Origin of the sequence: Acidovorax bellezanensis (genome assembly GCF_025421555.1) — a bacterium.
GTDB classification, from domain to species: domain Bacteria; phylum Pseudomonadota; class Gammaproteobacteria; order Burkholderiales; family Burkholderiaceae_C; genus Comamonas; species Comamonas bellezanensis.
Genome location: NZ_JAODYH010000002.1, coordinates 1 through 26,326 on the forward strand (window position 1 = coordinate 1; position 26,326 = coordinate 26,326).

Genomic DNA, 26,326 nt, shown 5'->3' on the forward strand with positions numbered 1-26,326 from the left:
AGAGCCTGGCGGCGGACAACCTGGTGACCCTGACGGCGACAGCGACCGACAAGGACGGCGACAGCGCCCACGCCACCCTCAACATCGGCCTGAACCTGAACTTCAAGGACGACGGTCCCAGCGTCAGCACAACCGGCACCGAGCCGACGCTGACAGTGGACGAGACCGTGCTGGCGACCAATGCAACGGCCAACTTCGCGGCCAACTTCAGCCCGGTCTTCGGCGCCGACGGTGCCGGTGCCAGCGGGCTGAGCTATGCACTGGGCGTGGTGGTGGGTGCCTCGGGGCTGGTGGACACGGCCACCAACGAGGCGGTGAACCTGTCGCTGGTGGGCGGCGTGGTCCAAGGCCGCACGGCGACGACCAACGTCCTGGTGTTCACGGTCAGCGTGGCGGCCAATGGTGATGTCACGCTCGACCAGATCCGGGCCGTGGTGCATCCCGATGCGACCAACCCCGATGATTCCAAGAGCCTGGCGGCGGACAACCTGGTGACCCTGACGGCGACAGCGACCGACAAGGACGGCGACAGCGCCCATGCCACCCTCAACATCGGCCTGAACCTGAACTTCAAGGACGATGGACCTTCTGTATCCACGAACCTGCTCGTCAAGCTGGACGATGACGCGCTCCCGGGCGGCAATGCCGGTGGCACGGGCGACGACGTCGATGCAGCCAACACCAGCGGCACGCTGAGTCACAGCTTCGGCGCCGACGGCGCTGGCTCGATCGCCTATCTGACCACGGGCGCGCCTTCGGGCTTCAGCTACGTGGCCGGCGCTGGCAGCAGCTTGCTGGTCAAGCAGGGCACCACGACCGTGCTGACGCTGACGCTCAACACCAGCACCGGCGCTTACGTTGTGACGCAAAACGCGCCCATCCAGCACGCCGCCGGACTCGATGAGAACAACCAGGCCTTCACGATCAACTACAAGGTCACCGACGGCGACGGCGACACAGCCAACGGCATACTGAACATCGGCGTGAACGACGACACGCCGACGATTCTCCAGAAGTCCGACCTCGTCTACGCCAATACCAGCAACCCGACACCCGGCGGAACCGGTCTCTTTGACTATTCAATTGGTGCGGATGCCCGACTCACGTTCAGTGCGTCGAACTCCGATTTCTCTGCCATCACACTCACCGGTACGGTTGGCTCCACGGCCATCGGCAGCCCCACCGTCACCTGGTTCTCGGAGAATGCGACCACTGCAGTCTTCAATATCCAGTTCAACTATCAACCAGATCCGGCGTCCGCCACCACCACGGCGGCAACGGGTACGCTCACCTTCGACAAGGTGCACGACTCCTACTCCGTCGCGCTGGCACAGCCCATCGCAGGTTTCAGTACCTTGACGACGAGCCAGGCCTTGGGTTTCACGGGCTATACCGCGGGGACCAGCACGGTGGACCACACGCAGCCCGATGTGTCGGTTGCCCAGCTGAGCAACGACTTCTTCGTGCAGTTCACGGGAGTCAGTGAGCCGGGCGGCGGAACAGGCGCCAACAACCTGCAGGCGGTCGGGGTAAATGCCGGCACCAGCTTTGCCAACGGTGAACTGTTCACCCAGGCAGCCACCTGGGTGAGCGTGTCGAATCTGGCCAATGGTGTGGCAGGCGATACCATTCAGCAAGGGGAGGTACTGGATCTGGACTTCTTCAAGACCAATCCGGCGGGCTTTACCAGCCTGCAACCTACCACGCAAGCCAGTGGCATGTTCCTCAAGTTCGACGGTATCGGTAGCGAGGATCTGGTGCTTGTTCTCAAGCTGGTGGATCCCGATGACCAGAGCAGAACCACCAAAGCCATCAACATCGACAACAGCGACATCATCAAGTCCGGCGGCACCATTCCCACGGGCTATCACATCACGCTCGACAACAACGATGGAGCGGTGATCATCGAAAGCAATGATTTCAATACCGGCACCCAGAACTACTTGATCGAGGGTGCGCAACTTCTGGTCTCGACGGAAGGCGTGACCGGAACTGCGATCAACCTCAATCCCGTCACGGGAGCATCAGGCGGGAGCAGCACGTTCCAGGAGTTTCAGGGAACGCCCGGAACAGCCAATCCCGAGGCAGCAACCAGCGATAACGACGTCATCAAGATCTCGGATATCGGGTTCGTCACGGGCAGTAGCGCCACGCTGAACACCAACCTGAACTTCAATGTTGCGGTGGTGGATGCGGACGGCGATGCGACCGGTAGCCAGACGCTGGGGGTTAACATCGTTGGCGGCGCAAGCCTGAACCCGACTTCGGGCGCCGACACGTTCACCTTTGCCAACGCGGATGCCAGCGGCTTGCTGGCGGCAGTGATGTACAACATCACCAGCGGCTTTGCGACCGGCACGGACAAGCTGGACTTTTCAACAGCAGGTTCCGTGACCAACTACGCTGAAAACCTGGTTGCTGCGGCCTCGGTATCCGCCCTTGTCACAGCCGCAGACACGGCTCTCAACGGGACGGTGCAGTACTACTTCGGCGTAGTGGGCTCCGACGGTTACCTGGCGACGGATACCGACGGAAACGGTGTTACCAGCATAGTCAAACTGGCAGGGGTCACTGACATGGCGTTCACTGACATTGTCTGAGTGTCATTTCCGACGAGTGCGCTGAGCGCATCTCAAAAGCAAGCCCCCCCCGCAAAGCAGCGCTTTGCGGGGGGGCTTTTTCCAGCAACCATCAGTCAGTGCCGCGCCGGCATTGAGATTGACACGGGCCTCGCACGCTGGGCTGCGACCGCCTTGGATGGCGGCAAGCCATGGGTTGAAAGCCCTCGACACATGTCGAGCGCGATGACCGGTCGCCGGCAGTGGCATGACAGAGTCGACGGTGACGGTGGTCATGACGGGCTCAGAGCGTTGCTGATGAGACATCTTGAGCGTGTGCCCAGTTCTCTGCACGCTGGCAACCAGGGGTCGATCAACGCGGCGTGCATGCCGGTCAGGTATTGGAAGTCGGCGGCGCAATCCACTTGCACCAGCGCGGTCAATCCCGTACGCTGGCTCGACATCCACACGCAACGCTTGTGCCCTTTCGGGCCGCCGGGCCGGTCTTACGGGCGCGCAAAGGAGTCCAGCCATGCCAAACCGATCGAGCGGCCTCGCGGCCGAAATGCAATCCGTGCGAACGCTGGCGCTCGTTGGCGCCGCGGCCGCGGGCAAGAGCTCGCTCGCCGAGGCCTTGTTGTACAAGGCGGGGGCCATCGGAGCGTGCGGCAGCATCGAGCGCGGCAGCACCGTCAGCGACCACGACCCGCTGGAGCGCCGCATGCAGCACTCGCTCAATGCATCGGTGATGCACCTCACGCATGCCGGCACGCGCATCCACTTGATCGACACGCCCGGCGGCCCCGACTTCCTCGGCCAGAGCATGCCGGCACTGGAGGCGGTCGAGACGGCAGCGGTGGTCATCAATGCCGCCACCGGCATCGAGCCGATGACGGTGCGCATGATGGCGTACGCCGCCTCGCGCCGCCTCGCCCGCATGATCATCGTCACCAAGACCGACGCGCAGGGCGTCTCGCTGACGGGCCTGTTGGCCGACATCCAGGCGACCTTCGGCCGCGAATGCCTGCCGCTGAACCTGCCCGACAGGGTCGGCAAGCGGGTCGTGGACTGCTTCTTCAACCGTTTCGGGCAGACTGACTTCGGCCCCGTCGAAGCGGCGCACCGCGCGCTGGTGGAGCAGGTAGTCGAGGTCGACGCGGCCTTCGTCGACCGCTACCTCGAAGACGGCGATATGGATCCGGCCGAGCTGCACGCGCCGCTCGAGCAGGCACTGCGCGAAGGTCACCTGATCCCGGTGTGCTTCGTCTCCTCGCGCAGCGGCGCCGGCGTGGCCGAGCTGCTGGATGTGATCGTCAAGCTCCTGCCCAATCCGACCGAGGCCAACCCGCCGAACTTCATCGTTGGCGAGGGCGCACAGGCCAAGCCCATGGAAGCCAAGCCTGACCCGACGCTGCATGTGCTGGCGCATGTGTTCAAGGTCACGATCGACCCCTATGTCGGCAAGATGGGCATCTTTCGCGTGCACCAGGGCACGGTCACACGCGACAGCCAGCTCTACATCGGCGACGGCCGCAAGCCCTTCAAGGTGGGGCATTTGTTCATGCTCCAGGGCAAGGACCATGTCGAGGTGTCGCACGCGGTGCCGGGCGACATCGTGGCGGTGGCCAAGGTCGACGAGATCCATTTCGATGCCGTGCTGCACGATGCGGAGGAAGACAGCCATGTGTATCTCGCGCCGCTGGCGTTTCCGGTACCGGTGTACGGCCTGGCCGTGGAGCCCAAGCGCCATGGCGACGAGCAGCGCGCCTGGGAGATCCTCGGCAAGCTCGCGGCCGAAGACCCGTGCTTGCGCCTCGAGCACGTGGCCGCGACCAATGAGACGGTTCTTTACGGGCTTGGCGAGCTGCACCTGCGCATCGTGCTCGAACGCCTGCACGAGGTGTACCGCTTCGAGGTCCAGACGCGGCCACCGCGCATCGCCTACCGCGAGACCGTGACCGCGCCGGCCAAGGGCCACCACCGCCACAAGAAGCAGAGCGGCGGCGCCGGCCAGTTCGCCGAAGTCTTCCTGCGCATCGAGCCGCTCGCGCGCGGCGCGGGCTTCGAGTTCGCCGACGAAGTCAGGGGCGGCACGATCCCGGGCCAGTTCATCCCCGCCATCGAGAAAGGCGTGCGCGAGGTGCTGGCGTGCGGCGCGATCGCCGGCTACCCCGTGGTCGATGTGCGCGTCGTGGTGTACGACGGCAAGCACCACAGCGTGGACAGCAAGGACATCGCCTTTGCGACCGCCGGCCGCAGGGCCTTCATGGCGGCGATTCGCGAGGCCCGGCCGGCCGTGCTCGAGCCTATCGTCCAGATCGAGATCGCCGTGCCCGAGCATTCCGTTGGCGACGTCACGAGTGACCTGTCGTTGCGGCGCGGGCTGGTCACCGGCACATCGGGCCTGGGGGCCGGCACGGTGGCCATCGGCGGGCAGGTGCCCGAGGCTGAGATGGCCAACTACCAGTCGCGGCTCAATGCGATGACCAGCGGCCAGGGCCGCTACACCATCGCGTTGTCGCACTACGAAGCCGTGCCGCCGGCCGTCCAGCAGACACTGACGGAGCAGTACCAGGTGCGCGAAGACGACTAGGAAAAGCGCAGCGCCATTCGACCTGTGTGCCCACGGCAGCTGGTTGCTGAGCGACCCCGCTGTTCTTTGCTTTCTCTCTCGCAGCGACCCGAAGATGAGGCCGACGCGATCTTGCTGGACAGGCTGGCCGCTCAGGCAAGCCTGTCGCTTTGCTTGCACACGCGCGACTTGGGCGTACCGTGAGATCAACGATTGCGATCACCCTGATTCTTGTGGTGAATGTTCGATGCGCAGCGGTAGACCAGGCCAGCAGGCCTGGCGTGCTGGGCTTGGGCGGGACGCAGCGCCGTATCAGAACTTGTATCCGAGCCGCACGACGTAATCGACGGGATTGAGCTTCAGGCGCGTGGTCGACGTGGTTCCGGTGCCAACGAAGGTAGCGTTAGTCTTCAGCGGAATGTAGGAAACCGAGGCGTTGATCGACAGCCGCTCGTTGATGTTATAGATCAGCCCGGCGTTGTACACCGGGGCCCAGGAGGAGCTGAGCGAAACGGATGTGCCGGCCAGCCGCCCGACCAGCGGATCCGACGGGTTGATTTTCACATCCCTGAAGCTCGCATGCGTGACGCCCAGGCCCAGGTAGGGGCGCACTGTGTCCCCCGGTGTGTAGAACAGGTACTTGGCCACCAGCGCCGGAGTCAGTTCCTTGACGCTGACCGCGCGGGGGTGGTTGCCGGAGCGCAACTGCACGTCGACGTCCAGCCGGGGCGGCACGCCCAGCGTCAGTTCGGCCGCGACATGGTCCGTGAACATATGCAGCACGCTCAGCGATACGGTCGCGACGGGATCAATGCTCGCCGTCGCACCCGCCGTCGCCGCATTGAATGCCGGCGCTGCGGGCCCAGTAGAGGTCACGGGCCCCAAGGACTCCCGCGGTGCAATCACTGCAACGCCAAGCCCCAGGATGGTGTCGCCGGCCTTCTGCGCGAATGCACCGGGCGAAGCCAGCAGCAGTGCACTGCAGGCCACAAGACTTCGGGTGAGTATCTGCATGATGTCTCTCCTTTTTTCAACTGCGAGTCGCAGCTGCCACATTGCCAAGCTGTGAACAGGCTCGGATCCGCTGAGGTGAGTTACGTCCGGAACTGCATCTCTGATGCGGGCCGCCGCGCAAGAACTATAAGCAGAAGTTCTGCGCGCCAACTCTAGCAGGCGCGAGCGTTTTTTACGAGTGCATTCGTTTCGCGCAGGCATGGGATGGCGCCAACTGCGGATCTTGCCGAAGATCTCTTGCTGATCTGGACGAGACTGTCGGCGCGTGAGCGCCCGGACATAGTAGAGCCTATTCAAGGTCTGCAATGCGGCGCTGGGCCGAACTGGCACTCCCGGCCAGGAGCAGCCGCCCAGCAGTAGCGCAGCAGCCATGGCGGTATCCGGGCCCGCGCACGACTGGCTCGCGCGGGAGACCCCGAAGGACAGTACGGGCAGGATGCAAGGATGGACGCCGCCCAGATAGGTGAGGCAAACAGCAACCTGGCTGTTTTTCCTGGCGACTCGCAGCTCAGGCTGGCTTCGGCGAGAAGCTTAACGACAGGCCGTTCATGCAGTAGCGCAGTCCTGTCGGAGGTGGCCCGTCTTCGAAGACGTGACCTAGGTGACCACCGCAGCGCCGACAGTGGGCTTCGGTACGCACCATGCCGTAGCTTCGGTCCTTGCGGGTAGCGACAGCATTGTCTAACGGTTTCCAGAAACTGGGCCAGCCGGTGCCGCTGTCGAACTTGGTGGTGGATGAGAACAACGGCAGCGCACAACCTGCGCAGGAGAAGGTCCCAGAGCGATGTTCCTTGTTAAGCGGGCTGCTGCCTGGAGGCTCCGTACCCTCCTGGCGCAGCACGACATATTGCTGCGGGCTGAGCCGCGCCCGCCACTGCGCGTCGGAATAGCTGACCTCGAAGGTCTCGGCCGCTGCTGCGGCTCGGCGGTGGAACATCCCAGCGGAGAGCGCGGCGGCGGAGCTTGCTGCGCACAGGATCAGGTGGCGTCGGGTTGTCATTGCATCGGCTTTCTTGATTCAGTGCCAATCAGCTTACGAAGTTGCGATCGCTAAGTCCTCACGGAAAGTTAAATGAGTTGTGATAACTCCTGGTTCTCAATTTGCGCACCAATTGAAATAATGACCGAGGTATTGAAATCGATGGTGTTCTAGAGAGTTCCGAGCAGGTCGAGGTCTAAGAGCTTGATGGCGGCCATGCGGGCATCGGCCAGCCAGCGGGCGGTCATCTCGCCGAAATTCTTGGCGGCGGCGAGCCGGCGTTTCTCGCACGCCATGGCAAGAAAAATGCCGACCGGGCCATAGCGGCCAATCGTGAGGGTTTAACGGCGGCCGTTGAGACGGTCGTCATATAGCGGGTCTGAATCGGGCTTCAGTTCCTACCGCCAAACCGCTGCGCTGGCCGGCGATAGGAACCGATAGTCCTCGCGACGTAAATCTTTTTAAATCAACGACTTACGACGATTTTTCAATAGCTGGCGATAGTCCCTGAAAGACCCGCTTTCACTCCCACTCGATCGTCGCTGGTGGCTTGGTCGACACATCGTAGGTCACGCGGTTGATGCCGCGGACTTCGTTGATGATCCGGCCGGACACCTTCTTCAGCAGCGCGTAGGGCAGCTCGGCCCAGTCGGCGGTCATGAAGTCGCTGGTCTGCACGGCACGCAAGGCCACGACGTAGTCGTAGGTGCGGCCGTCGCCCATCACGCCCACGCTCTTGACGGGCAGGAAGACGGTGAAGGCCTGGCTGGTCAGCTCGTACCAGTTCTTGCCCGTGGCGGGGTCGACGAAGTTGTAGAGCTCTTCGATGAAGATGGCATCGGCGCGACGCAGCAGGTCGGCGTATTCCTTCTTCACTTCACCCAGAATGCGCACGCCCAGGCCTGGGCCGGGGAAAGGATGGCGGTAGACCATGTTGCGCGGCAGGCCCAGGGCCACGCCCAGTTCGCGGACTTCGTCCTTGAACAGGTCGCGCAGGGGTTCGAGCAGCTTCAGACCCAGCTGTTCCGGCAGGCCGCCCACGTTGTGGTGGCTCTTGATGACCACGGCCTTCTTGCTCTTGGCGCCGCCCGACTCGATCACGTCGGGGTAGATGGTGCCCTGGGCCAGGAAAGTCGCGCCCTTGCTGCCGGCGTTCGCGGCCTTGAGCTTGCTGGCTTCGGCCTTGAACACGTCGACAAACAGGCGGCCGATGATCTTGCGCTTTTGCTCGGGCTCGGACACGCCGGCCAGCTCGCCCAGGAACAGATCGGAAGCCTGCACGCGCACCACCTTGGCGTGCAGCTTGCCTTCGAACATCTCCATGACCATGTCGCCCTCGTTCAGGCGCAGCAGACCGTGATCCACGAACACGCAGGTCAGCTGGTCGCCGATGGCGCGGTGGATCAGGGCCGCGGCCACAGACGAATCCACTCCGCCCGACAGACCCAGGATGACTTCTTCATCGCCGACCTGCTCGCGGATCTTGGCCACGGCTTCTTCGATGTAGTCGCCCATGATCCAGTCCGGCGCGGCGCCACAGATCTCGCGCACGAAGCGGTTGAGCATGGCCTGGCCCTGCACGGTGTGCGTGACTTCGGGGTGGAACTGCACGGCGTAGAAGCGGCGCACTTCGTCGGCCATGCCGGCGATGGGGCAGGACGGCGTGGAGCACATCACCTTGAAGCCTTCAGGCAGCTCGGTGACCTTGTCGCCATGGCTCATCCAGACCTTGAGCATGCCGTGGCCTTCGTCCGTGACGAAGTCTTCGATGCCCTTGAGCAGTTCGGTCTGGCCGTGGGCGCGGACTTCGGCGTAGCCGAATTCGCGGCTGTTCGAGCCTTCGACCTTGCCGCCCAGTTGGGTAGCCATGGTCTGCATGCCGTAGCAGATGCCCAGCACGGGGATGCCCAGTTCGAACACGGCGTCAGGCGCGCGGTCATCGACTTCGTAGACGCTGGCGTGGCTGCCCGAAAGAATCACACCCTTGAGCTTGCCGTCGGCGGCGAACTCACGCACCCAATCGCTGCTCACATCGCAAGGATGGACTTCGCAGTAGACATGGGCTTCGCGCACGCGGCGGGCAATCAGCTGGGTGACTTGGGAGCCGAAGTCGAGGATGAGGATCTTGTCGTGTTGCATGGTCTGGAAAATGGCAAGGCCCGACCAACCTGCTCGCGCAGCGGATCGGGCCATGGGATGGCGATGGACCGATTTTAGTCGGCGCGGTAGTTTGGCGCTTCCTTGGTGATTTGCACGTCATGGACGTGGCTTTCACGGATGCCGGCCGTTGTGATCTCGACGAATTCAGCCTGGTTGTTCATCTGCTCGATGCTGGAGCAACCGCAGTAGCCCATTGCAGCGCGCACGCCACCGGCCATCTGATAGACGATGGAGACCATGGAGCCCTTGTAGGGAACGCGGCCTTCGATGCCTTCAGGAACCAGCTTGTCGGCGTTCGGGTTGCCCGTCGACGATTCCTGGAAGTAGCGGTCGGCCGAGCCTTGCTGCATCGCGCCGATCGAGCCCATGCCGCGGTAGCTCTTGTACGAGCGGCCCTGGTACAGGATCACTTCGCCAGGTGCTTCTTCGGTGCCGGCGAACATGCCGCCCATCATGATGGTCGATGCGCCAGCGGCCAGCGCCTTGGCGATGTCGCCCGAGAAACGCACGCCGCCGTCGGCAATCAGTGGCACACCCGTGCCCAGCAGGGCCGTGGCCACGCTGTCGATGGCCATGATCTGGGGCACGCCCACACCAGCGACGATGCGCGTGGTGCAGATCGAACCTGGGCCGATACCGACCTTGACCGCATCGGCACCGGCTTCGACCAGGGCCAGCGCTGCCGCGCCCGTGGCGATGTTGCCGCCGACGACGTCGACTTGGGGGTAGTTCTGCTTGACCCAGCGCACGCGCTCGATCACGCCCTGGCTGTGGCCGTGGGCGGTGTCGACGATGATGGCGTCCACGCCGGCCTTGACCAGCAGTTCCACGCGCTCTTCAGTACCAGCACCCACGCCCACGGCAGCGCCCACGCGCAGTCGGCCGGCTGCATCGCGCGCGGCGTTGGGGAAGGTGGTCTGCTTGTTGATGTCCTTGACGGTGATCAGGCCCTTGAGCTCGAAATCATCGTTGACGACCAGAATGCGTTCGAGCTTGTGCTTGTTGAGCAGCGCCTTGGCTTCGGCGGGCGTGGTGCCGGCCTTTTCGTTGACGGTGATCAGCTTTTCGCGCGGCGTCATGATCTGGCTGACCTTGACGTCGTAGCGCGTTTCGAAACGCACATCGCGGCTGGTGACGATGCCGACAACCTTGCCGCCATCGCAGACCGGGAAACCGGAGATGCCGAGGTTTTCCGACAGCTGCAGCACTTGCAGCACCGTGTGTTCAGGGGTGATGACCACGGGGTCGATCACGACGCCGGATTCGTGGCGCTTGACCTTGTTCACTTCGGCAGCCTGTTCCTGGGCCGTCATGTTCTTGTGGATGATGCCGATACCACCCTCTTGCGCAATGGCGATCGCCAGGCGCGCTTCCGTCACGGTATCCATTGCGGCGGACACCAGGGGAATGTTCAGGGAGATGTTGCGAGAAAAACGTGTCGCAAGTGACGTGTCCTTGGGCAGGACCTGGGAGTAAGCGGGTACCAACAACACATCGTCGAAGGTCAGTGCTTTTCCAAGAAGGCGCATGTGAAAGCTCCAAAAAAACGATTGTACCTGCGCGCAGTATCCTTACAGGAATGGGCAGGTTTTTGCATCGGGGCGTCCCCAGGGCCAAAAACACCGCCACAGGCGACAACAAGCCTCGGAAAGTGGGCGATTTCCACCCTGACGCTCTTGGCAGGCCTGGCGGGAAGTGCGAAGATTCCCCAATGGGACGGAGTCAACCTGGCCTCTAGGACGCCCCCTCCCCCCTCGACTTCCATCGCCCTACTTTCATCTGCCGCCATGAATCTCCCAATGCTTGTCCTGCTGTGCGCCAGCAGTGTTTTCTCCGCCAGCGCCCATGCGCAATGGCAATGGGTGGATGAGCAAGGACGCAAGGTATTCAGCGATCGCCCACCGCCATCACAGGTGCCGGTGGAGCGTATTCAAAAGCGCCCGGCCGGTGCCCATGGCAAGACCACCGCCCTGCCCGCCACCCATCCGACTCCTGAGCTGGCCAGCAGCCAGCCCGCAGGTCGCAGCTCCGGCGTCGACAAGGACTTGCAGGCCAGGAAAACGGCCGAACAGGCGGAGCAGGCCCAACGCGAAAAAGCGAAAGAACAGGAGCAAGAGCGAAAACTGGCCCGTACGCGCCAGGACAACTGCGCCCGTGCACAGGCCGCGCAGACGGCGCTGAACGACGGCAGGCTGATGGCTCACACCAATACCGAAGGTGAACGCGGCTTCATGGATGACGCCACGCGTGAAGCCGAACGCCAGCGCGCCCAGGCGACCATCGCCAGCGATTGCGGACCGGCTAGCGCAACCACGCCTCGATAACCCGAGTCAGCCACCCATGGCGCTTGTACCGCCGCCCCAGCAAGGGGGCAGCGAGGAAGGGCCGCCCCGCACCAAGGCTGCCGTCCCCCTCCACCATAGGATGAGAGGGGGAAGCCGCGTCGGCGGCTCAGGGGGTGCTTCTTCTCAGTAACCGGCTTTTCCGCCAGGCCGCTGGCGTGCGAACAGGCCCGTGCCGCGCGCGCCCTGGCGCGCAAAGCGCTCGCGCCGCGCGACCTTGGGATCGACCAGCAAGGGACGGTACAACTCCACGCGGTCACCGTCGCGCAGCAGTTGGCTGCGTTCGGCACGCCGCCCCCAGATGCCCGCCGGCCAGGCGCTGGTCTCCAGCCCCACGGCCCGCAGCGCATCCAGCAGGCAAGCGCCTGGAGGCAGGCGCACAGCCCATTCCTGCGCCTGGCCCGCCTGGGCAGAGAACACCACCTCCACGCACAGCATGTCCGGGGTGGCCACGGTGGCCTCAACCATAGACCTGTTCCGCGCGCTTGATGAACGCATCGACCATGGAGCCCGCAATGCGGTCAAACACCGGACCGACCAGCGCTGCCAGCGCCACATTGTCAAACCCGTAGCTCAGCTGCAACTCCACCTTGCAGGCACGCTGCGAGCCGTCACCCACGGGATGGAAAAACCAGTCGCCTTCGAGCTTGGAGAACGGCCCCTTGACCAGGCGAATGGTCACGCGGCGGCCTTCTTCGTGGGTGTTGCGGGTGACAAAGGATTTGCGCAGACCGCCCAGCGACATGCCCACTTCAGCCGTCATCCCCTGAGCATCTCGCTCCAGCACCCGCGCCTGGTCGCACCAGGGCAGGAAATCGGGGTAATGATCCACATCCGTCACCAGGGCATACATTTCTTCGGGGCTGTACCAGATGAGGACGGATTTATTGACTGTTTTCATGAAAAAAGGGGCCTGAGTACCGGGTGCTGCTAAGGCCATCGCGGCAATGGCGGCCGGAGGAAACTAAAATTGCTGCAGCGAGACGACAATCCGTATTGTAGGGAGAGCTTTTATTTCCTGGATTGCACCGCATTTAACTCATACATGGCCAAACAAACTGACTCCCCCTCCCGCATTGCAGACAACAAGAAAGCGGCTTACAACTACTTCTTCGAGGAACGCCACGAGGCGGGCATGGTGCTGCACGGCTGGGAAGTCAAGGCCCTGCGCGCCGGCAAAGTACAACTGACCGACGGCTACGTCGTCATCAAGGACGGCGAGCTCTACCTGATCGGCTGTCAGATCAACCCGCTGCGCACCGCCTCAACCCACGTCAACCCCGATGCCGCCCGCACCAAGAAGCTGCTGCTGCACAAGGAAGAGATCAGGCGATTGATCGGCAAGGTCGAGCAAAAGGGCTACACCCTGGTGCCGCTGAACCTGCACTGGAAAAACGGGCTGGTGAAAGCCGAAATCGCCCTGGCCAAGGGCAAGGGCGAGCACGACAAGCGCGACACCATCAAGGACCGCGAAGGCAAGCGCGAAGTGGAACGCGCAATGAAGGGCCGCAACCGCTAAGCCCGTCACCTGCCGGGGCCGCCTGTGGCAGCCACCGGCAGTGATCGCTCAGTCCGCCAGTGTGCACAGAGGGTGGGCGTGCGCGGGCCAGGGGCTCACGAAGAACGCCTGCCACTGCGCGTCCTGCACTTCTTCAATGCGGGCCGGGTTCCAGCGGGGCGCATGGTCCTTGTCGACGGCCAGCGCGCGAATGCCTTCCAGCGTCTCGCTCTGGCCGGGGCGCAGATAAAAACAGTGGCGCACCATGTCACGCTCCATGCGCAGATCATCGGCCAGGCCCATGCCGCGCGCCTGACGCACCTGCTCCAGCACCACATGCAGCATCAGTGGCGAACGCTTGCGCAGCAGCGCGGCCGTGGCCTGCGCCCAGTCGCTGGCGCTCTCTTCCAGCGCAGCGACAATGGCCCGCACCGAAGGCAAGGCGAAGTACTGGTCGATCTCGGCCTGCTGCTTGGCGAAATGCGCCTCGGCCGTGCCCATCTGGCCATCAACCCACTTCTGCACAGCCGCACTGTCGGCAAAATTCTGGCTGCTCAACGCTTCCCACAACGACGCCAGCTGCGCTGACGGCACATAGCCGTCGGCCAGGCCCAGGGCGATGGCATCGCCCGCGCCAATGGTCTCGCCCGTCAAGGCCAGCCATTCGCCGGTACGGCCCGGGCAACGGCTCAGGAAGTGGCCGCCGCCCACGTCGGGGAACAGACCGATCGCCGTCTCGGGCATGGCCATCTTCGTGCGCTCGGTCACGATGCGCGCGCTCGCGCCCTGGCTGATGCCCATGCCGCCGCCCATGACGATGCCGTCCATGAAAGCGATATAGGGCTTGGGGTAATGGTGAATCAGGTGGTTGAGCGCGTACTCTTCGGTGAAGAAGTCCTCGAGCTGCGGGTTGCCCGTACTGCCAGCCTGGTGCAGGAAACGGATGTCACCGCCCGCGCACAGCGCGCCGAACACGCCCTCCTTGTTGCTGCCACGCAATGCCACCGCCAATACCTGGGGGTCGTTCTGCCACTGCAGCAGCGTGGCCATCAGATCACGCACCATCTCCAGCGACAGCGCATTGAGCGCGCGCGGACGGTTGAGGGTGATACAGCCTATGCGACCGCGAACTTCGGTCAGGACTAGCGCATTTGTCTCCGTCATGGTTTTTTCCTCTGGTCAACCGGATGATTCAGCGCAGCCATCAAACTGCGCAGCCAACTTTCAACCATAACCGAGACCGCCCGCCGCGCCCTGTCACAGACGCAAAAAAAAGCCCCCACGCTTGCTCGCTTCGCGTAGCAGCTGCCCCCCAAGGGGATGTTTTTCGCCTTGGGGCGGCCCGGCGGCAACAAAAAAAGCCGCACAAGGCGGCTTTTTTTGGGCAGCTGCAGTGCAATGCACCGCGGCCACGACGTCGATCTCAGCGGTTACGCTTGCGATCGCCTTCCTTCAGGAAGCGCTTGCGCACTCGCACGCTCTTGGGCGTGATTTCGACCAGCTCATCGTCCTCGATGAATTCCACAGCGTATTCCAGCGACAGGTCGATGGGAGGCGTGATCTTGATCGCGTCTTCCTTGCCGGACACACGGAAGTTGGTCAGCTGCTTGGTACGCGTGGCGTTGACCACCAGGTCGTTGTCACGGCTGTGAATGCCGATGATCATGCCTTCGTACACCGGATCGTTCGCCTTGACGAACATACGGCCGCGGTCATCGAGCTTGCCCAGGGCGTAGGTGAAGATTTCACCGTCGTCCATGGAGATCAGCACACCGTTCTTGCGGCCGCCGATGTCGCCACGATGGGGTTCATAGCTGTCGAAGATGTTGGCGATCAGGCCCGAACCACGTGTCAAGTTCAGGAATTCGTTGGTGAAGCCAATCAGGCCACGCGCAGGAATACGGTACTCCAGACGGACGCGACCGCGGCCATCGGATTCCATATTGACCAGGTCGCCCTTGCGCTCGCCCATGGCTTGCATCACGCCGCCCTGGTGGGTTTCTTCCACGTCGGCCGTCACCAGCTCGATAGGCTCGCACTTGACGCCGTCGATCTCGCGGAACACCACGCGTGGCTTGGACACTGCCAGCTCGTAGCCTTCGCGGCGCATTTCTTCGAGCAAGATGGTCAGGTGCAATTCACCACGACCCGAGACTTCGAAGATACCTTCTTCGTCCGTTTCCTTGACGCGCAGGGCCACGTTGGAACGCAGTTCCTTTTGCAGGCGGTCCCAGATCTGGCGGCTGGTCACGAACTTGCCTTCACGACCCGCCAGAGGCGAGTTGTTCACGCAGAAGTTCATGGTCAAGGTCGGTTCATCGATCTTGAGCATTGGCAGCGGGTTGGGGTTGATCGGGTCGGTGAGGGTTTCACCAATGCCCAGATTTTCCATACCGTTGACCAGCACGATGTCGCTGGGGCCGGCTTCGGTGACTTGCACGCGATCGATACCCTGGAACTTCTGGATCTGGTTGATACGGCCCTTGTAGCTCTTGCCATCGGGACCGGCCATGACCAGCACTTCCTGACCGGCCTTGACGGTACCGGCAGTGATGCGGCCCACGCCGATACGGCCCACGAAGGTCGAGTAGTCCAGCGCCGAGATCTGCATTTGCAGAGGAGCTGTTGCATCGCCTTGGATCGAGGGGACGTGGTTCAGGATGGTGTTGAACAGGGCCGACATGTCGGGACCCCACTGCTCACCAGGAACGCCTTCTTCCAGCGCCGACCAGCCGTTGATACCCGAGGCATACACCACGGGGAAGTCCAGCTGTTCATCGGTAGCGCCGAGCTTGTCGAACAGGTCGAAAGCGGCATTGACCACGTAGTCGGGACGCGCACCGGGCTTGTCCACCTTGTTGACCACGACGATGGGCTTGAGGCCCAGGGCCAAGGCCTTCTTGGTCACGAAACGCGTCTGGGGCATGGGGCCCTCTTGCGCGTCGATCAACAGCACCACGCCGTCGACCATCGACAGTGCGCGCTCGACTTCACCGCCGAAGTCGGCGTGACCGGGCGTGTCGAGAATGTTGATGTGGGTGCCTTCCCAGCTGACGGCACAGTTCTTGGCCAGGATGGTAATGCCGCGCTCGCGCTCGATGGCATTGTTGTCCATGACGGTGTCAACCACCTTCTCATGTTCGGCGAAAGTACCGGACTGGCGCAGCAGCTGATCGACCATGGTGGTTTTACCGTGGTCAACGTGCGCGATGATGGCGATGTTGCGGATTTGTGTACTCATAAAGTTTCCAAAATGCCGCGGTCTGTTGGGCGCGGCGTGCCTTCCAAAATTTGTTGAATTTCCAGGGGGCTCAGCAGGCGGTCGGGAATCAGCTCCCCGCCCAGCACATGGCCTACTCCCAATAATGCGTGCGGCTGCACGCCATAGACGGCCACTGCCGTCGCATCCGGCCAGTCGCCCCGCCGGCGCATTCCAGACAGAAAACGTCCGGCATCGTACTCGGTCAGCGTGACTGGCGTGTGTTCATGCAGCAACATTTGCGGTGGCTGCACATGCAGCAGACGCTGCTCTTCGTCCATGGCCTCCAGCGCCTCGAGAGTGACGCAGCCTTCCAGTCCCAAGCCGCCCGTATCGGTGCGACGCAGAAACCGGAGGTGGGCACCACAGCCCAGGGCTTCCCCGATATCCTCACCCAAGGTGCGGATATAAGTGCCTTTGCTGCAGGTGACCACCAGCTTGACGGCCGCGCAGCCATCCGCGTCTTCCGTCAGGCTGACGTCCAGCGCATGGATAGTGACCGCACGCGCAGGGCGTTCGATCTCAATGCCTTCGCGCGCATACTCGTACAGCGCTTTGCCGTCCTTTTTGAGCGCGCTATGCATGGGCGGCACCTGCAAGATAGGACCGCTGAACTGACGGGCCACGGCCTGCAGACGCTCGGGCGTCATCGCCGCCAGGTCGACCGGCCTTTCGCGCACCACTTCGCCTTCCGCATCCGCGGTCGTCGTGGTCGCGCCAAGCCGGGCAATGGCGATATAGGTCTTGGCCGCTTCCAGTTGCAGCTGACTGAACTTGGTGGCAGCACCAAAGCACAGCGGCAATACGCCGCTGGCCAAGGGATCCAGGGTACCGGTATGACCGGCTTTTTCCGCGCGCAACAACCACTTTACTTTCTGCAAAGCGTCATTGCTGGAAAACCCCAGCGGTTTATCGAGCAGCAACACCCCATGCACAGGGCGCCGCTGCACCCGTGTGCGTGGCGCGTTCATGTCAGTCTTCTTTCGCGCGCGAAGAAACAGCCTTGGCGATCAAGGCATTCATGTCCGATGCACGCTCGGTCGTGCGGTCGTAGACGAAGTGCAATGTCGGCACGGTGTGGATGTGCAGACGCTTGAACAGGCCGCTGCGCAGGAAGCCTGCAGCCTGGTTCAGGCCTTCCAGCGTCTGATCGGGATCGCCCGTCAGAATGCTGAAAAACACTTTGGCGTGGGCATAGTCCGGAGTCACCTCCACCCCTTGCAGGGTGATCATGCCCACCCGGGGGTCTTTCAACTCCCGGGCGATCAGCTCCGACAGATCGCGCTGGATCTGATCGGAGACTTTGAAACTGCGATTCGGCGCAGCGCGTTTTTTTCCAGCCATAAGTTACAGCGTCCGGGCGATTTCCTTGATCTCAAAGACTTCCAGCACGTCACCTTCCTTGATGTCGTTGTAGTTCTTGAGCTTGATACCGCACTCGAAGCCTTCCTTGACTTCCTTGACGTCGTCCTTCAGACGCTTGATCGATTCGATCTCGCCGGTGTAGATCACGATATTGTCGCGCAGCAGGCGGAAGCGTGCATTGCGGGTGACCTGACCGGACGTGATGTACGAACCGGCAATGGTGCCGATCTTCGTCGCCACGAACACGGTGCGGATCTCGGCCATACCGATGATCTCTTCCTTCTGCTCGGGTGCCAGCATGCCGGACATCGCCGCCTTGAGTTCGTCCACAGCATCATAGATGATGTTGTAGTAACGAATTTCAACGTCGTTGTTCTCGGCAGTCTTACGGGCATTCGCATCAGCGCGCACGTTGAAGCCGATCACGAGCGCCTTGGAAGCGATCGCCAGGTTGATGTCCGACTCGCTGATGCCGCCCACGCCGGCATACACCAGTTGCACGCGCACTTCGTCGGTCGACAGCTTGAGCAGCGACTGGCCCAGGGCTTCTTGCGAACCCTGCACGTCGGCCTTGATGATGATGGGCAGGGTTTGCACCTCGCCCGCTGTCATTTCGGCGAACATGTTTTCCAGCTTGGCGGCTTGTTGCTTGGCCAGCTTGGTGTGACGGAACTTGCCGGCACGGAAAGTGGCGATTTCACGGGCGCGGCGTTCGTCGCTCAGCACCATGAATTCATCACCAGCACGCGGCACATCCGACAGACCCTGGATTTCGACCGGAATCGAAGGACCAGCCGTCTTGGTGGACTTGCCGTTTTCGTCGACCATGGCACGCACGCGGCCATAGGTTTGACCAGCCAGAACCACGTCGCCCACCTTGAGCGTACCGGATTGAATCAGCACCGTCGCCACGGGACCACGTCCCTTGTCGAGCTGGGCTTCAATGACCAGACCCTTGGCAGCGGCATCGACCGGCGCCTTGAGTTCCAGCACTTCAGCCTGCAGCAGCACCTGTTCGAGCAGTGCGTCGATGCCCATGCCGGTCTTGGAAGACACGTGCACGAAAGGCGACTCACCGCCGTACTCTTCAGGCACGACTTCCTGCACCACCAGCTCTTGCTTGACGCGCTCGAAGTTGGCATCGGGCTTGTCCGACTTGGTGATGGCCACGACGATAGGAACACCAGCCGCCTTGGCGTGCTTGATGGCTTCCTTGGTCTGAGGCATCACGCCGTCGTCCGCAGCGACCACCAGAATCACGATGTCGGTTGCCTGGGCACCGCGGGCACGCATGGCCGTGAAGGCCTCGTGACCAGGGGTGTCGAGGAAGGACACCATGCCGCGATCGGTCTTCACATGGTAGGCACCAATGTGCTGGGTAATACCACCGGCTTCGCCGCCAGCGACCTTGGTGCGACGGATGTAATCCAGCAGCGAGGTCTTGCCGTGATCGACGTGACCCATCACGGTCACCACAGGTGCGCGTGGCAGGGCTTCTGCGTCCTGCTGCGAGGTTTCCTCGAAAGTGAATGCTTCCGGATCGTCCAGAGCAGCCACCTTGGCGGTGTGACCCATTTCCTCGACCACGATCATGGCCGTATCCTGGTCCAGAGGCTGATTGATGGTGACCATCTGGCCCATCTTCATCAGGATCTTGATCAGTTCGGACGCCTTGACCGACATCTTGTGTGCGAGCTCGGAAACCGTGATGGTTTCTGGCACGTGCACTTCGATCGCACGGAACTCCACCTGCGCATGCTGGTGGTGATCGTTGCGGTCGTTGCCGCCGCCACGACGGCTGCCGCCGCGCGGACCACCGCGCCAGTTGCTGCCACCGCCGCCACGGCTAGGGCCGCTGTCGCCACGGGTCTTGATTTCTTTCTTCTTGCCATCGCCAGCCCAGCTGGAGGACAGCTTGGCGGACTTGACTTCCTTGCCGGCGCCGGCCGCAGGGGCAGCAGCGCCCGTGCGAGCGGTGGTCGAACCCGTGGCAGGCTTGTGCAGCGTGCCCTTCTTGGCGTCGCCCGCAGGCTTGGCCACAACAGCGGGCTTGACCGGCTCTTCAGGCTTCTTGGCCACGAGCACGCGCTTAGGCGCTGCCATCATGGCGCGAATGGCTTCGGCTTCAGCCAAAGCCTTGCGGCGGCGTTCGTCCAGGTCCTTGGCACGGGCGGCTTCTTCAGCAGCGCGCGAGCGCGACTCTTCCTCGGCCTTTTCGCGCGCAGCGGTCTGGGCCGCATTGCGGGCAGCCGTTTCAGCCTTGTATTCGCGCGAGGCTTCAGCCTTCTGCGCGGTCGCCTGGGCAATCTTTGCGGCTTCCTGAGCAGCGTAGGCTACGGCCCGCTCCTCGGCTTCACGCTCCCGGCGTTCGCGCTCTTCGCGCTCACGGCGTTTTTCCACCAGTTCTTCCTCCTGCTGGCTAATCAGCTCCACCTGATGGCGAGCTGCCACTTCGCGCCGCACCAGTTCGTCGGATTCGCGCTCAGTGCCGGTCTGCTCTTCGCTGACCTGTGCTTCGCCTTCGGAACCGGCTTCGCCGCTTTCGTCACGCTTTACGAAAGTGCGCTTCTTGCGCACTTCCACTTGAATAGTGCGGGCCCTGCCAGTGGCATCAGCCTGCTTGATTTCGCTCGTCGACTTTTTCGTCAATGTGATTTTCTTGCGGTCAGCTCCGCCTGTGCCATGGCTGGCTTGCAGGTGCGAGAGCAGTTTCTGTTTATCGGACTCGGTCAACGCATCTGAAGCCGAGGCCTTGGCAACACCGGCAAAGCTCAGTTGTTGCAACAAGGTTTCGGGGGTTTTTTTGAGTTCAGCAGCAAACTCAGCAACAGTGTTACTCGACATATTTGGTTCGTACCTCCCTGACCTTACTCTTGCCCGGTGAACCAGTGTTCACGTGCCTTCATGATCAAAGCTTTCGCTTCGTCGGCAGACTGCCCGGTCAGATCGGTCAGTTCGTCAATGGCCAAATCGGCCAAGTCATCCCGTGTATGGACGCCACCGTCGGCCAGCTTGGCCACCAGCTCAGGCGTCAACCCCTCTAGGTCACGCAGATCTTGCGACACCTTGTCGACACTTTCCTCGCGTGCAATTTCCAACGTGAGCAAGGCATCCTTGGCTCGCGCCCGGAGCTCGTTCACGGTGTCTTCATCGAAGCTTTCGATTTCCAGCATTTCCTGCAGCGGCACATAGGCCACTTCTTCCAGGCTGCCGAAACCTTCTTCGATCAGGATGTCGGCGATTTCTTCGTCGACATCCAAATTCTCCATGAACAGGCGACGTGCGGTATCCGTCTCGTCGGCCTGTTTTTGCGCAGACTCGGCTGCGTCCATGATGTTGATTTTCCAACCCGTGAGGTCAGAGGCCAGACGCACGTTCTGGCCGCCACGACCGATGGCGATGGCGAGGTTTTCCTCGTCAACGACCACGTCCATGGCGTGCTTTTCTTCGTCCACCACGATGGACGACACGTTGGCCGGAGCCAGCGCACCGATCACGAACTGGGCCGGGTCTTCAGACCACAGCACAATGTCCACGCGCTCGCCGGCCAGTTCGTTGGTCACGGCGTTCACGCGGGTGCCTCGCACGCCCACGCAGGTTCCGATAGGATCCACGCGCTTGTCGTGCGAGATCACGGCGATTTTCGCACGGCTGCCTGGATCGCGTGCGCAGCTCTTGATTTCCAGCAAACCTTGCTCGATTTCAGGGACTTCGTTGCGGAACAGTTCCACCATGAACTCGGGCGCTGAGCGCGACAAGATGATGGGGGCGCCGCGCAGGGTCAAGTCCACTTCCATGATCATGGCGCGGACCCGGTCACCGTTGCGCAGGTTTTCCTTGGGGATCATTTCGCTGCGACGCAGGCGTCCTTCGACGCGGCCGCCTTCGACGATGATGTCGCCCTTGTCCATGCGCTTGACGGTGCCGGTGAAGATCTTTTCACCGCGCGCCATGAAGTCGTTGAGCAGCATTTCGCGCTCAGCATCACGGATCTTCTGCAAGATCACCTGCTTGGCAGCCATCGCGCCGATACGGCCGATAGGCACCGACTCGACTTCTTCCTCGATGTGCTCGCCGACTTCAATGTCTGGAACGCGGTCTTGCGCGTCCATCAGCATTTCTTCGGCTTCAGGGTTTTGCAGGCCAGCATCATCGGGCACGACCAACCAGCGACGGAAGGTGTCGTAGTCACCGCTATCACGATCGATGGCCACGCGGATATCCACTTCGCCCTGGTACAGCTTCTTCGTGGCCTGGGCCAAAGCCAATTCCACGGCACCAAAGACCACATCGCGCTCGACGTTCTTCTCGCGCGAAATGGCCTCTACCAACATCAACAATTCGCGATTCATGCGATGACTCTCCTATTTCAATCACTTCAAGGGGCACAGCCGCACCCGCTTTGTCTGAACTATTTGACCTGCAACGGTGCCGCTATGAAGCGGCCTTGTTGGCCCTGCCCTTGAAATCCACCAGAGGCGCAAGACGCGCTTCGCGCAACTCATCCAGCGAAAAACCCAATGCCTGCAAAGGCGCGGGCACACGTTTCTTGCTCACGCGCTGGCCCGGCTTGACCGGCGGCTCATCGCTCCAGACGATTTGCCAGCCACCGGCCTCCGTACGCTCGAGCGTGCCGCGAAATTTCTTGCGATTGGCACTCACCTGCCCTGCGGCCGCCACGCCGATCGGCTCCCTGAGCGTCACGTCGATGACGGCGCCTTCGAAGCGCACGAAATCCTGTTCATGACGCAAAAGCCTATCGATGCCCGGCGAAGAGACTTCCAGGCGCGAATATTCCGCGCCGTCCACCTCCAACGCGAACTGCAGCTGGCGGGTCACCTTTTCACAGTCTTCAACCGTGATGCGCTGCTCCGGCAAGGCCTGCGTTTCAGGCGTCGGTGCCTGCCAAGGCAAATCGATGGTGACGCGCAGCAGTCCACCTGCGGAGCGCTCTATCTCCACCAAGTCATAACCCAGACCTGCTACTGTTTGTTCAACGATTTGCTGTAGTGCCACGTGTATTCAATTCAATCCTGCAAATACAAAAAACCCGATAACCCCCGGAAAACTCATCCGACAGCTTCGAGCTCCAAATGCAACCGACCAAAAAAAACGGGCGGTGTGTACCCGCCCGTTTGGTCGTGAGTTGTGCATTGTAGCCGCAAACCGTTGTCGGGGCTTACAAACTGCACTCAAACGCCCCCCACAATACGCAGCGGACAGATGCTAGGCCAGGCCGGCCGCGAGGATGCGATCACGCAAGGCCTGCGCTGGCGCAGACACTGCCTCGGTCGCTGGCCCGGTCGTCTGCAACGATACCAGAAGGCGCGACAAAATAGGTAACTGCGGCAGCAGCGGGCCGAGAAAGCGCGCGTGCTGGCGGTCGGCAATCAGCAACGATGGAAAGGTCTCGACTTCGAGATCGCCGGCGACATCCTCGCGGTCCTCTACGTCCAGCCACAGAAACCGGGCTTGGGGGTGGCTGGCCGCCAGGGCTTCAAAACCATTTTGATACTGCTGGCATACGCCGCACCACTGCGCGCACAGGCAGACCACCAGCCACTGCCACTGCTCCACGCCCTGCTGGGGCTGCCCGTATTCCAGGGACTGACTTTCCATTCCGACTCCTTAACGCCCAGGCGCGCGCTTCTCGCGCACCCGATAAACCTCCATGGTACCGACTGCTGGCGCCCCATTGCCCCAGGATTGTCTGACAAAAGAACTCACCGCCGCTACCTGCGCGTCGCTGAGCACATGACTGAACGGCGGCATCCCATGGGGCCGCGGGTGGCCCGCCGTGGCCGGTGGATAGCCGCCCTGCAGCACCATCTGCACCACGTTCGTGCCGTCGTGCAAGTTCACCGCCCGGTTGCCGGCCAGCGGGGCAAATGCCCCGGCCCGGCCTTCGCCCTGCTCGCCATGGCATTGCGCGCAGTGCTGGGAGTACAGCTGGGCACCGAGCAGCGCATCGCCGGCCTTGGCCATGGACGCCTTCTGGACCGGCGGGGCCGGCAGCGTGCGCAGATACTGGGCCATGGCCTGCAAGTCCTGCGTCTGCAGGTGCTGGGTGCTGCGAAACACCACTTCCGCCATGGGACCGCTGACCGAAGCGGCGTCAGTCACTCCGGTCTGGAGCAGGCGCACGAATGCGTCCTCCCCTTCCGGCACGCCGCCCAGGGCCGGCGCATACCAGTTCTGCAGCGGAATCATGCCGCCCTGCAGCAGGGCTTCGTCAACGGACGCCCCCCAGATATTGCGCGCCGAATGGCAGGCGGCGCAGTGGCCCAGGCCTTGCACCAGATAGGCCCCGCGGTTCCACTGGGCCGACTCTCCGGCCTGCGGCGACCAGGCTTCGGGCCGGAAATACAACGCCCGCCACACCGCCAGCGCGGCCTGGGTATTGAACGGAAAGCGCAGCGCATGGGGCTTGTTGGGCGCGGCGACCGGGGCCAGGCTTTGCAGATAGGCAAACAGTGCGTCGCTGTCTTTGCGCAACACGCGCGTGTACTGCGGGTAAGGAAACGCCGGGTACAGCAGGCGCCCATCCTGCGACCGGCCGTGATGCAGGGCCCGCCAGAAGGCATCTGGTGTCCAGCGCCCCAAGCCAGTGGCCGCATCGGGCGTGAGATTGGGCGCGTAGACCACGCCGAAAGGCGTGTCCACCGGTCGCCCGCCCGCGTACTGCGCGCCGCCCTGTACCGTATGGCAACCCATGCAGTTGCCGGCCTGGGCCAGGTAGGCGCCTTTTTCCAGCAAGGCGGGCGAGGCAGGCGCCACGACGGCGCCGGGCGCGGCCAACAATTGCGGCGCGGGCGCTTCGCCACGCAGGTTCAGCCAGACCACCGCGGCCGCGCTGGCCAGCACCAGGCCGCCCACCGCCAGCAGCCCGTAAATCCATGGTTTATTGCGCATTACCGTCCCTCCCCGTGCGAAGTCTGCGCCATGCCGGCGCAGGTCAACGGCGCGGGCCGGGGCAATTGCGTTGCCGGCTGGCCGCCGTGCGGCACTGTCTGCGCGGCCAGCCAACCCGCCACCGCGGCCACCTCCGCCACGGAAAGCTTGCGCGCGATGTCGGCCATGCAGTCGGGTGCCTGCGCATGCCGCTGGCCGGTCTGCCAGGCGCCGAGCTGGCTATTGAGATAGTCGCGCGACAAGCCCAGCAGGCCAGGCACCGCCGGCAGCACGCCAGTCATCGCCGCGCCATGACAGGCCACGCAGGCCGGCAGGCCCCGGGCAGCATCCCCGTGCAACACCAGCGCCTGTCCCTGGGCCAGCTCCTGGGCCGAAACCCGGGTCCGGGCCGGCGGCGGGTAAGGCACCTGGCGCTGGGCAAAGTAGCCCGCCATCTCGCGCAGATAGTCATCGCTGAGATAGGCCAGCAAATGGGCCATTTGTGGATGGCTGCGCCGGCCATCGCGGAAGTTCTGCAATTGCTGGAACAGATAGCCCGCGGGCTTGCCGGCCAGCCGGGGGAAGTAGCCGTCAGCCGTTGCCCGCCCCTGGTCGCCGTGGCAGGCGCTGCAGGCCTTCACGCGCCAGGCCATGGAATCGACCGAGTCCCGCGCCCCGCCCTCTTGGGCCCCGCCCTCACGGGCCACGGCAGCCCCCATGGCCGCCACACCGACCAAGGCCAACGCCACCCACTGGCGGCAGGCACTGGCAAAACCGCTGCGCTGAACACCCCCGCTCGCCCCGCCCCACGTAAAACCGGCCATTGCACGCTCACCCTGTCTTGCTTAGAGAAGATCGAATCTACGGTCTGGTGACCCAACCGGGTAGAGGGACTTCGCCTATACCCGCGGGCCTGGGGCGAGCCATCTCAGGGAAAACATGCATGCCTTGCCCCTGTACCGCCGACAAGCCATGCCAGCAACCGCCTACAAGCACGTCCCCGGCCCCTGCGTACATTGGACTGGCCCCCCGCACCCGCCGCAAGCCCGCGGCAGCCCTCAGGGAGTCGTCCATGTTTGCTGCAGCCCTTCTTAGCATCGGTCCACTGCCGCGCAGTTGGCAATTGGCCTTGCGGCTGGTCGGCCTGGGTCTGGTGTGCAGCCTCAGCGCCTGCACCCACCCCATCCCCCAGCGCATACAGGTCATCCAGAACTTTGATGCCGCGCGCTATGCGGGCACCTGGTATGTGCTGGCCCGGATCGATCACCCGGCGGAGCTGGGGCTGATACAGACGGGCGTGCACTACCGCAGCAACTATGACGGCTCACTGTCCATGGTGCAGCGCGGCCTGGATCCCGCCAGCAAGCAATGGAGCAAGCACGAAAGCCTGGCCCTGCCCGCAGGTGCTCCCAGCCAGGGCGCGCTGAAAACAGCCCCCTTGGGTCCGTTCTCCAGCGCCTACAACGTGGTTGCGCTGGACGCCGACTACCGCTGGGCCCTGGTACTGGGTGCGAGCGCCGACCGCGCCTGGGTGCTGTCACGCACGGCCAGTCTGCCGGCGCAGGCCCGGGCCAGCTTGCTGCAACAGGCGCACCGCGCTGGCGTCAACATTGAACAGCTGCTGTGGGTGCCCCAGGAACGCCTGCCCTCGGCCCTGGCGGCGCTTTAACCGGCGCTGGCTCTATACT

General features: G+C 63.0%; 22 protein-coding genes. 5 read left to right on the forward strand and 17 right to left on the reverse strand.

Going from position 1 to position 26,326, the window contains the following annotated elements; translation table 11 throughout:
- Positions 1-2,600 (forward strand): DUF5801 repeats-in-toxin domain-containing protein (locus N0K08_RS02765; protein WP_261498481.1); only part of this gene is annotated, 2,600 nt, incomplete at its 5' end.
- 490 nt (positions 2,601-3,090) lie between these two features.
- Positions 3,091-5,151: an elongation factor G gene (gene fusA / locus N0K08_RS02770; RefSeq protein ID WP_261498482.1), complete on the forward strand. Its 2,061-nt coding sequence runs from the start codon at positions 3,091-3,093 to the stop codon at positions 5,149-5,151.
- A 291-nt stretch (positions 5,152-5,442) separates the two neighbouring features.
- Here fusA and N0K08_RS02775 read toward each other — a convergent pair whose 3' ends face one another.
- From N0K08_RS02775 to guaB, 5 genes are all read right to left on the reverse strand, one after another.
- Entirely contained in the window at positions 5,443-6,144 is a 702-nt protein-coding gene (locus tag N0K08_RS02775) for an OmpW/AlkL family protein (protein WP_261498483.1), read from the reverse strand.
- A 508-nt stretch (positions 6,145-6,652) separates the two neighbouring features.
- Positions 6,653-7,144: a peptide-methionine (R)-S-oxide reductase MsrB gene (msrB, locus tag N0K08_RS02780; RefSeq protein ID WP_261498484.1), complete on the reverse strand. Its 492-nt coding sequence runs from the start codon at positions 7,142-7,144 to the stop codon at positions 6,653-6,655.
- 149 nt (positions 7,145-7,293) lie between these two features.
- Positions 7,294-7,419, reverse strand: a complete 126-nt coding sequence (locus N0K08_RS23340; protein ID WP_261498485.1) for a hypothetical protein — start codon at positions 7,417-7,419, stop codon at positions 7,294-7,296.
- A 226-nt stretch (positions 7,420-7,645) separates the two neighbouring features.
- Positions 7,646-9,262 (reverse strand): glutamine-hydrolyzing GMP synthase, encoded by a 1,617-nt coding sequence (guaA, locus tag N0K08_RS02790; RefSeq protein ID WP_261498486.1) that lies wholly within the window; start codon positions 9,260-9,262, stop codon positions 7,646-7,648.
- A gap of 74 nt (positions 9,263-9,336) precedes the next feature.
- The gene (gene guaB / locus N0K08_RS02795; RefSeq protein WP_261498487.1) at positions 9,337-10,812 is read right to left on the reverse strand and encodes an IMP dehydrogenase; all 1,476 of its coding nucleotides are present in this window, start codon (positions 10,810-10,812) and stop codon (positions 9,337-9,339) included.
- Positions 10,813-11,082: 270 nt separating this feature from the next.
- Between guaB and N0K08_RS02800 the strand changes: the two genes are divergently transcribed.
- Positions 11,083-11,607: a DUF4124 domain-containing protein gene (locus N0K08_RS02800; protein ID WP_261498488.1), complete on the forward strand. Its 525-nt coding sequence runs from the start codon at positions 11,083-11,085 to the stop codon at positions 11,605-11,607.
- 144 nt (positions 11,608-11,751) lie between these two features.
- Here N0K08_RS02800 and N0K08_RS02805 read toward each other — a convergent pair whose 3' ends face one another.
- A complete protein-coding gene (locus N0K08_RS02805) occupies positions 11,752-12,093 on the reverse strand; it encodes an RnfH family protein (RefSeq protein ID WP_408642893.1) in 342 nt (113 codons plus the stop codon).
- A complete protein-coding gene (locus tag N0K08_RS02810; protein ID WP_261498489.1) occupies positions 12,086-12,526 on the reverse strand; it encodes a type II toxin-antitoxin system RatA family toxin in 441 nt (146 codons plus the stop codon). Before N0K08_RS02810 ends, N0K08_RS02805 begins: the two co-directional genes overlap by 8 nt.
- Positions 12,527-12,670: 144 nt before the next feature.
- On the opposite strand from N0K08_RS02810, the gene smpB reads away from it, so the two are divergent.
- Complete coding sequence (smpB, locus tag N0K08_RS02815) at positions 12,671-13,144, forward strand: SsrA-binding protein SmpB (protein ID WP_261498490.1); 474 nt, start codon at positions 12,671-12,673, stop codon at positions 13,142-13,144.
- A 48-nt stretch (positions 13,145-13,192) separates the two neighbouring features.
- On the opposite strand, the gene N0K08_RS02820 is transcribed toward smpB, so the two are convergent.
- The 10 genes from N0K08_RS02820 to N0K08_RS02865 form a co-directional block, all read right to left on the reverse strand.
- Positions 13,193-14,287, reverse strand: coding sequence for an enoyl-CoA hydratase/isomerase family protein (locus tag N0K08_RS02820; RefSeq protein ID WP_261498491.1), 1,095 nt, complete (start codon positions 14,285-14,287; stop codon positions 13,193-13,195).
- Positions 14,288-14,546: 259 nt separating this feature from the next.
- A complete protein-coding gene (gene typA / locus N0K08_RS02825) occupies positions 14,547-16,364 on the reverse strand; it encodes a translational GTPase TypA (protein WP_261498492.1) in 1,818 nt (605 codons plus the stop codon).
- Positions 16,361-17,353, reverse strand: coding sequence for a tRNA pseudouridine(55) synthase TruB (gene truB / locus N0K08_RS02830; protein WP_261498493.1), 993 nt, complete (start codon positions 17,351-17,353; stop codon positions 16,361-16,363). Before truB ends, typA begins: the two co-directional genes overlap by 4 nt.
- A 1-nt stretch (position 17,354) precedes the next feature.
- The gene (gene rbfA, locus N0K08_RS02835) at positions 17,355-17,726 is read right to left on the reverse strand and encodes a 30S ribosome-binding factor RbfA (protein WP_261498494.1); all 372 of its coding nucleotides are present in this window, start codon (positions 17,724-17,726) and stop codon (positions 17,355-17,357) included.
- 3 nt (positions 17,727-17,729) lie between these two features.
- Positions 17,730-20,591, reverse strand: coding sequence for a translation initiation factor IF-2 (gene infB / locus N0K08_RS02840; protein WP_261498495.1), 2,862 nt, complete (start codon positions 20,589-20,591; stop codon positions 17,730-17,732).
- A gap of 23 nt (positions 20,592-20,614) precedes the next feature.
- Positions 20,615-22,099, reverse strand: coding sequence for a transcription termination factor NusA (gene nusA / locus N0K08_RS02845; protein WP_261498496.1), 1,485 nt, complete (start codon positions 22,097-22,099; stop codon positions 20,615-20,617).
- A gap of 82 nt (positions 22,100-22,181) precedes the next feature.
- On the reverse strand, positions 22,182-22,763 hold the full coding sequence (gene rimP / locus N0K08_RS02850) for a ribosome maturation factor RimP (protein ID WP_261498497.1): 582 nt from the start codon (positions 22,761-22,763) through the stop codon (positions 22,182-22,184).
- Between the two features lie 210 nt (positions 22,764-22,973).
- Positions 22,974-23,366: a thioredoxin family protein gene (locus N0K08_RS02855; protein WP_261498498.1), complete on the reverse strand. Its 393-nt coding sequence runs from the start codon at positions 23,364-23,366 to the stop codon at positions 22,974-22,976.
- Positions 23,367-23,375: 9 nt separating this feature from the next.
- Positions 23,376-24,659, reverse strand: a complete 1,284-nt coding sequence (locus N0K08_RS02860) for a cytochrome c (RefSeq protein ID WP_261498499.1) — start codon at positions 24,657-24,659, stop codon at positions 23,376-23,378.
- A complete protein-coding gene (locus N0K08_RS02865; RefSeq protein WP_261498653.1) occupies positions 24,659-25,357 on the reverse strand; it encodes a c-type cytochrome in 699 nt (232 codons plus the stop codon). The genes N0K08_RS02860 and N0K08_RS02865 overlap by 1 nt, the downstream gene beginning before the upstream one ends.
- A 353-nt stretch (positions 25,358-25,710) precedes the next feature.
- Between N0K08_RS02865 and N0K08_RS02870 the strand changes: the two genes are divergently transcribed.
- Complete coding sequence (locus tag N0K08_RS02870; RefSeq protein WP_261498500.1) at positions 25,711-26,307, forward strand: lipocalin family protein; 597 nt, start codon at positions 25,711-25,713, stop codon at positions 26,305-26,307.
- Positions 26,308-26,326 lie beyond the last annotated feature (19 nt).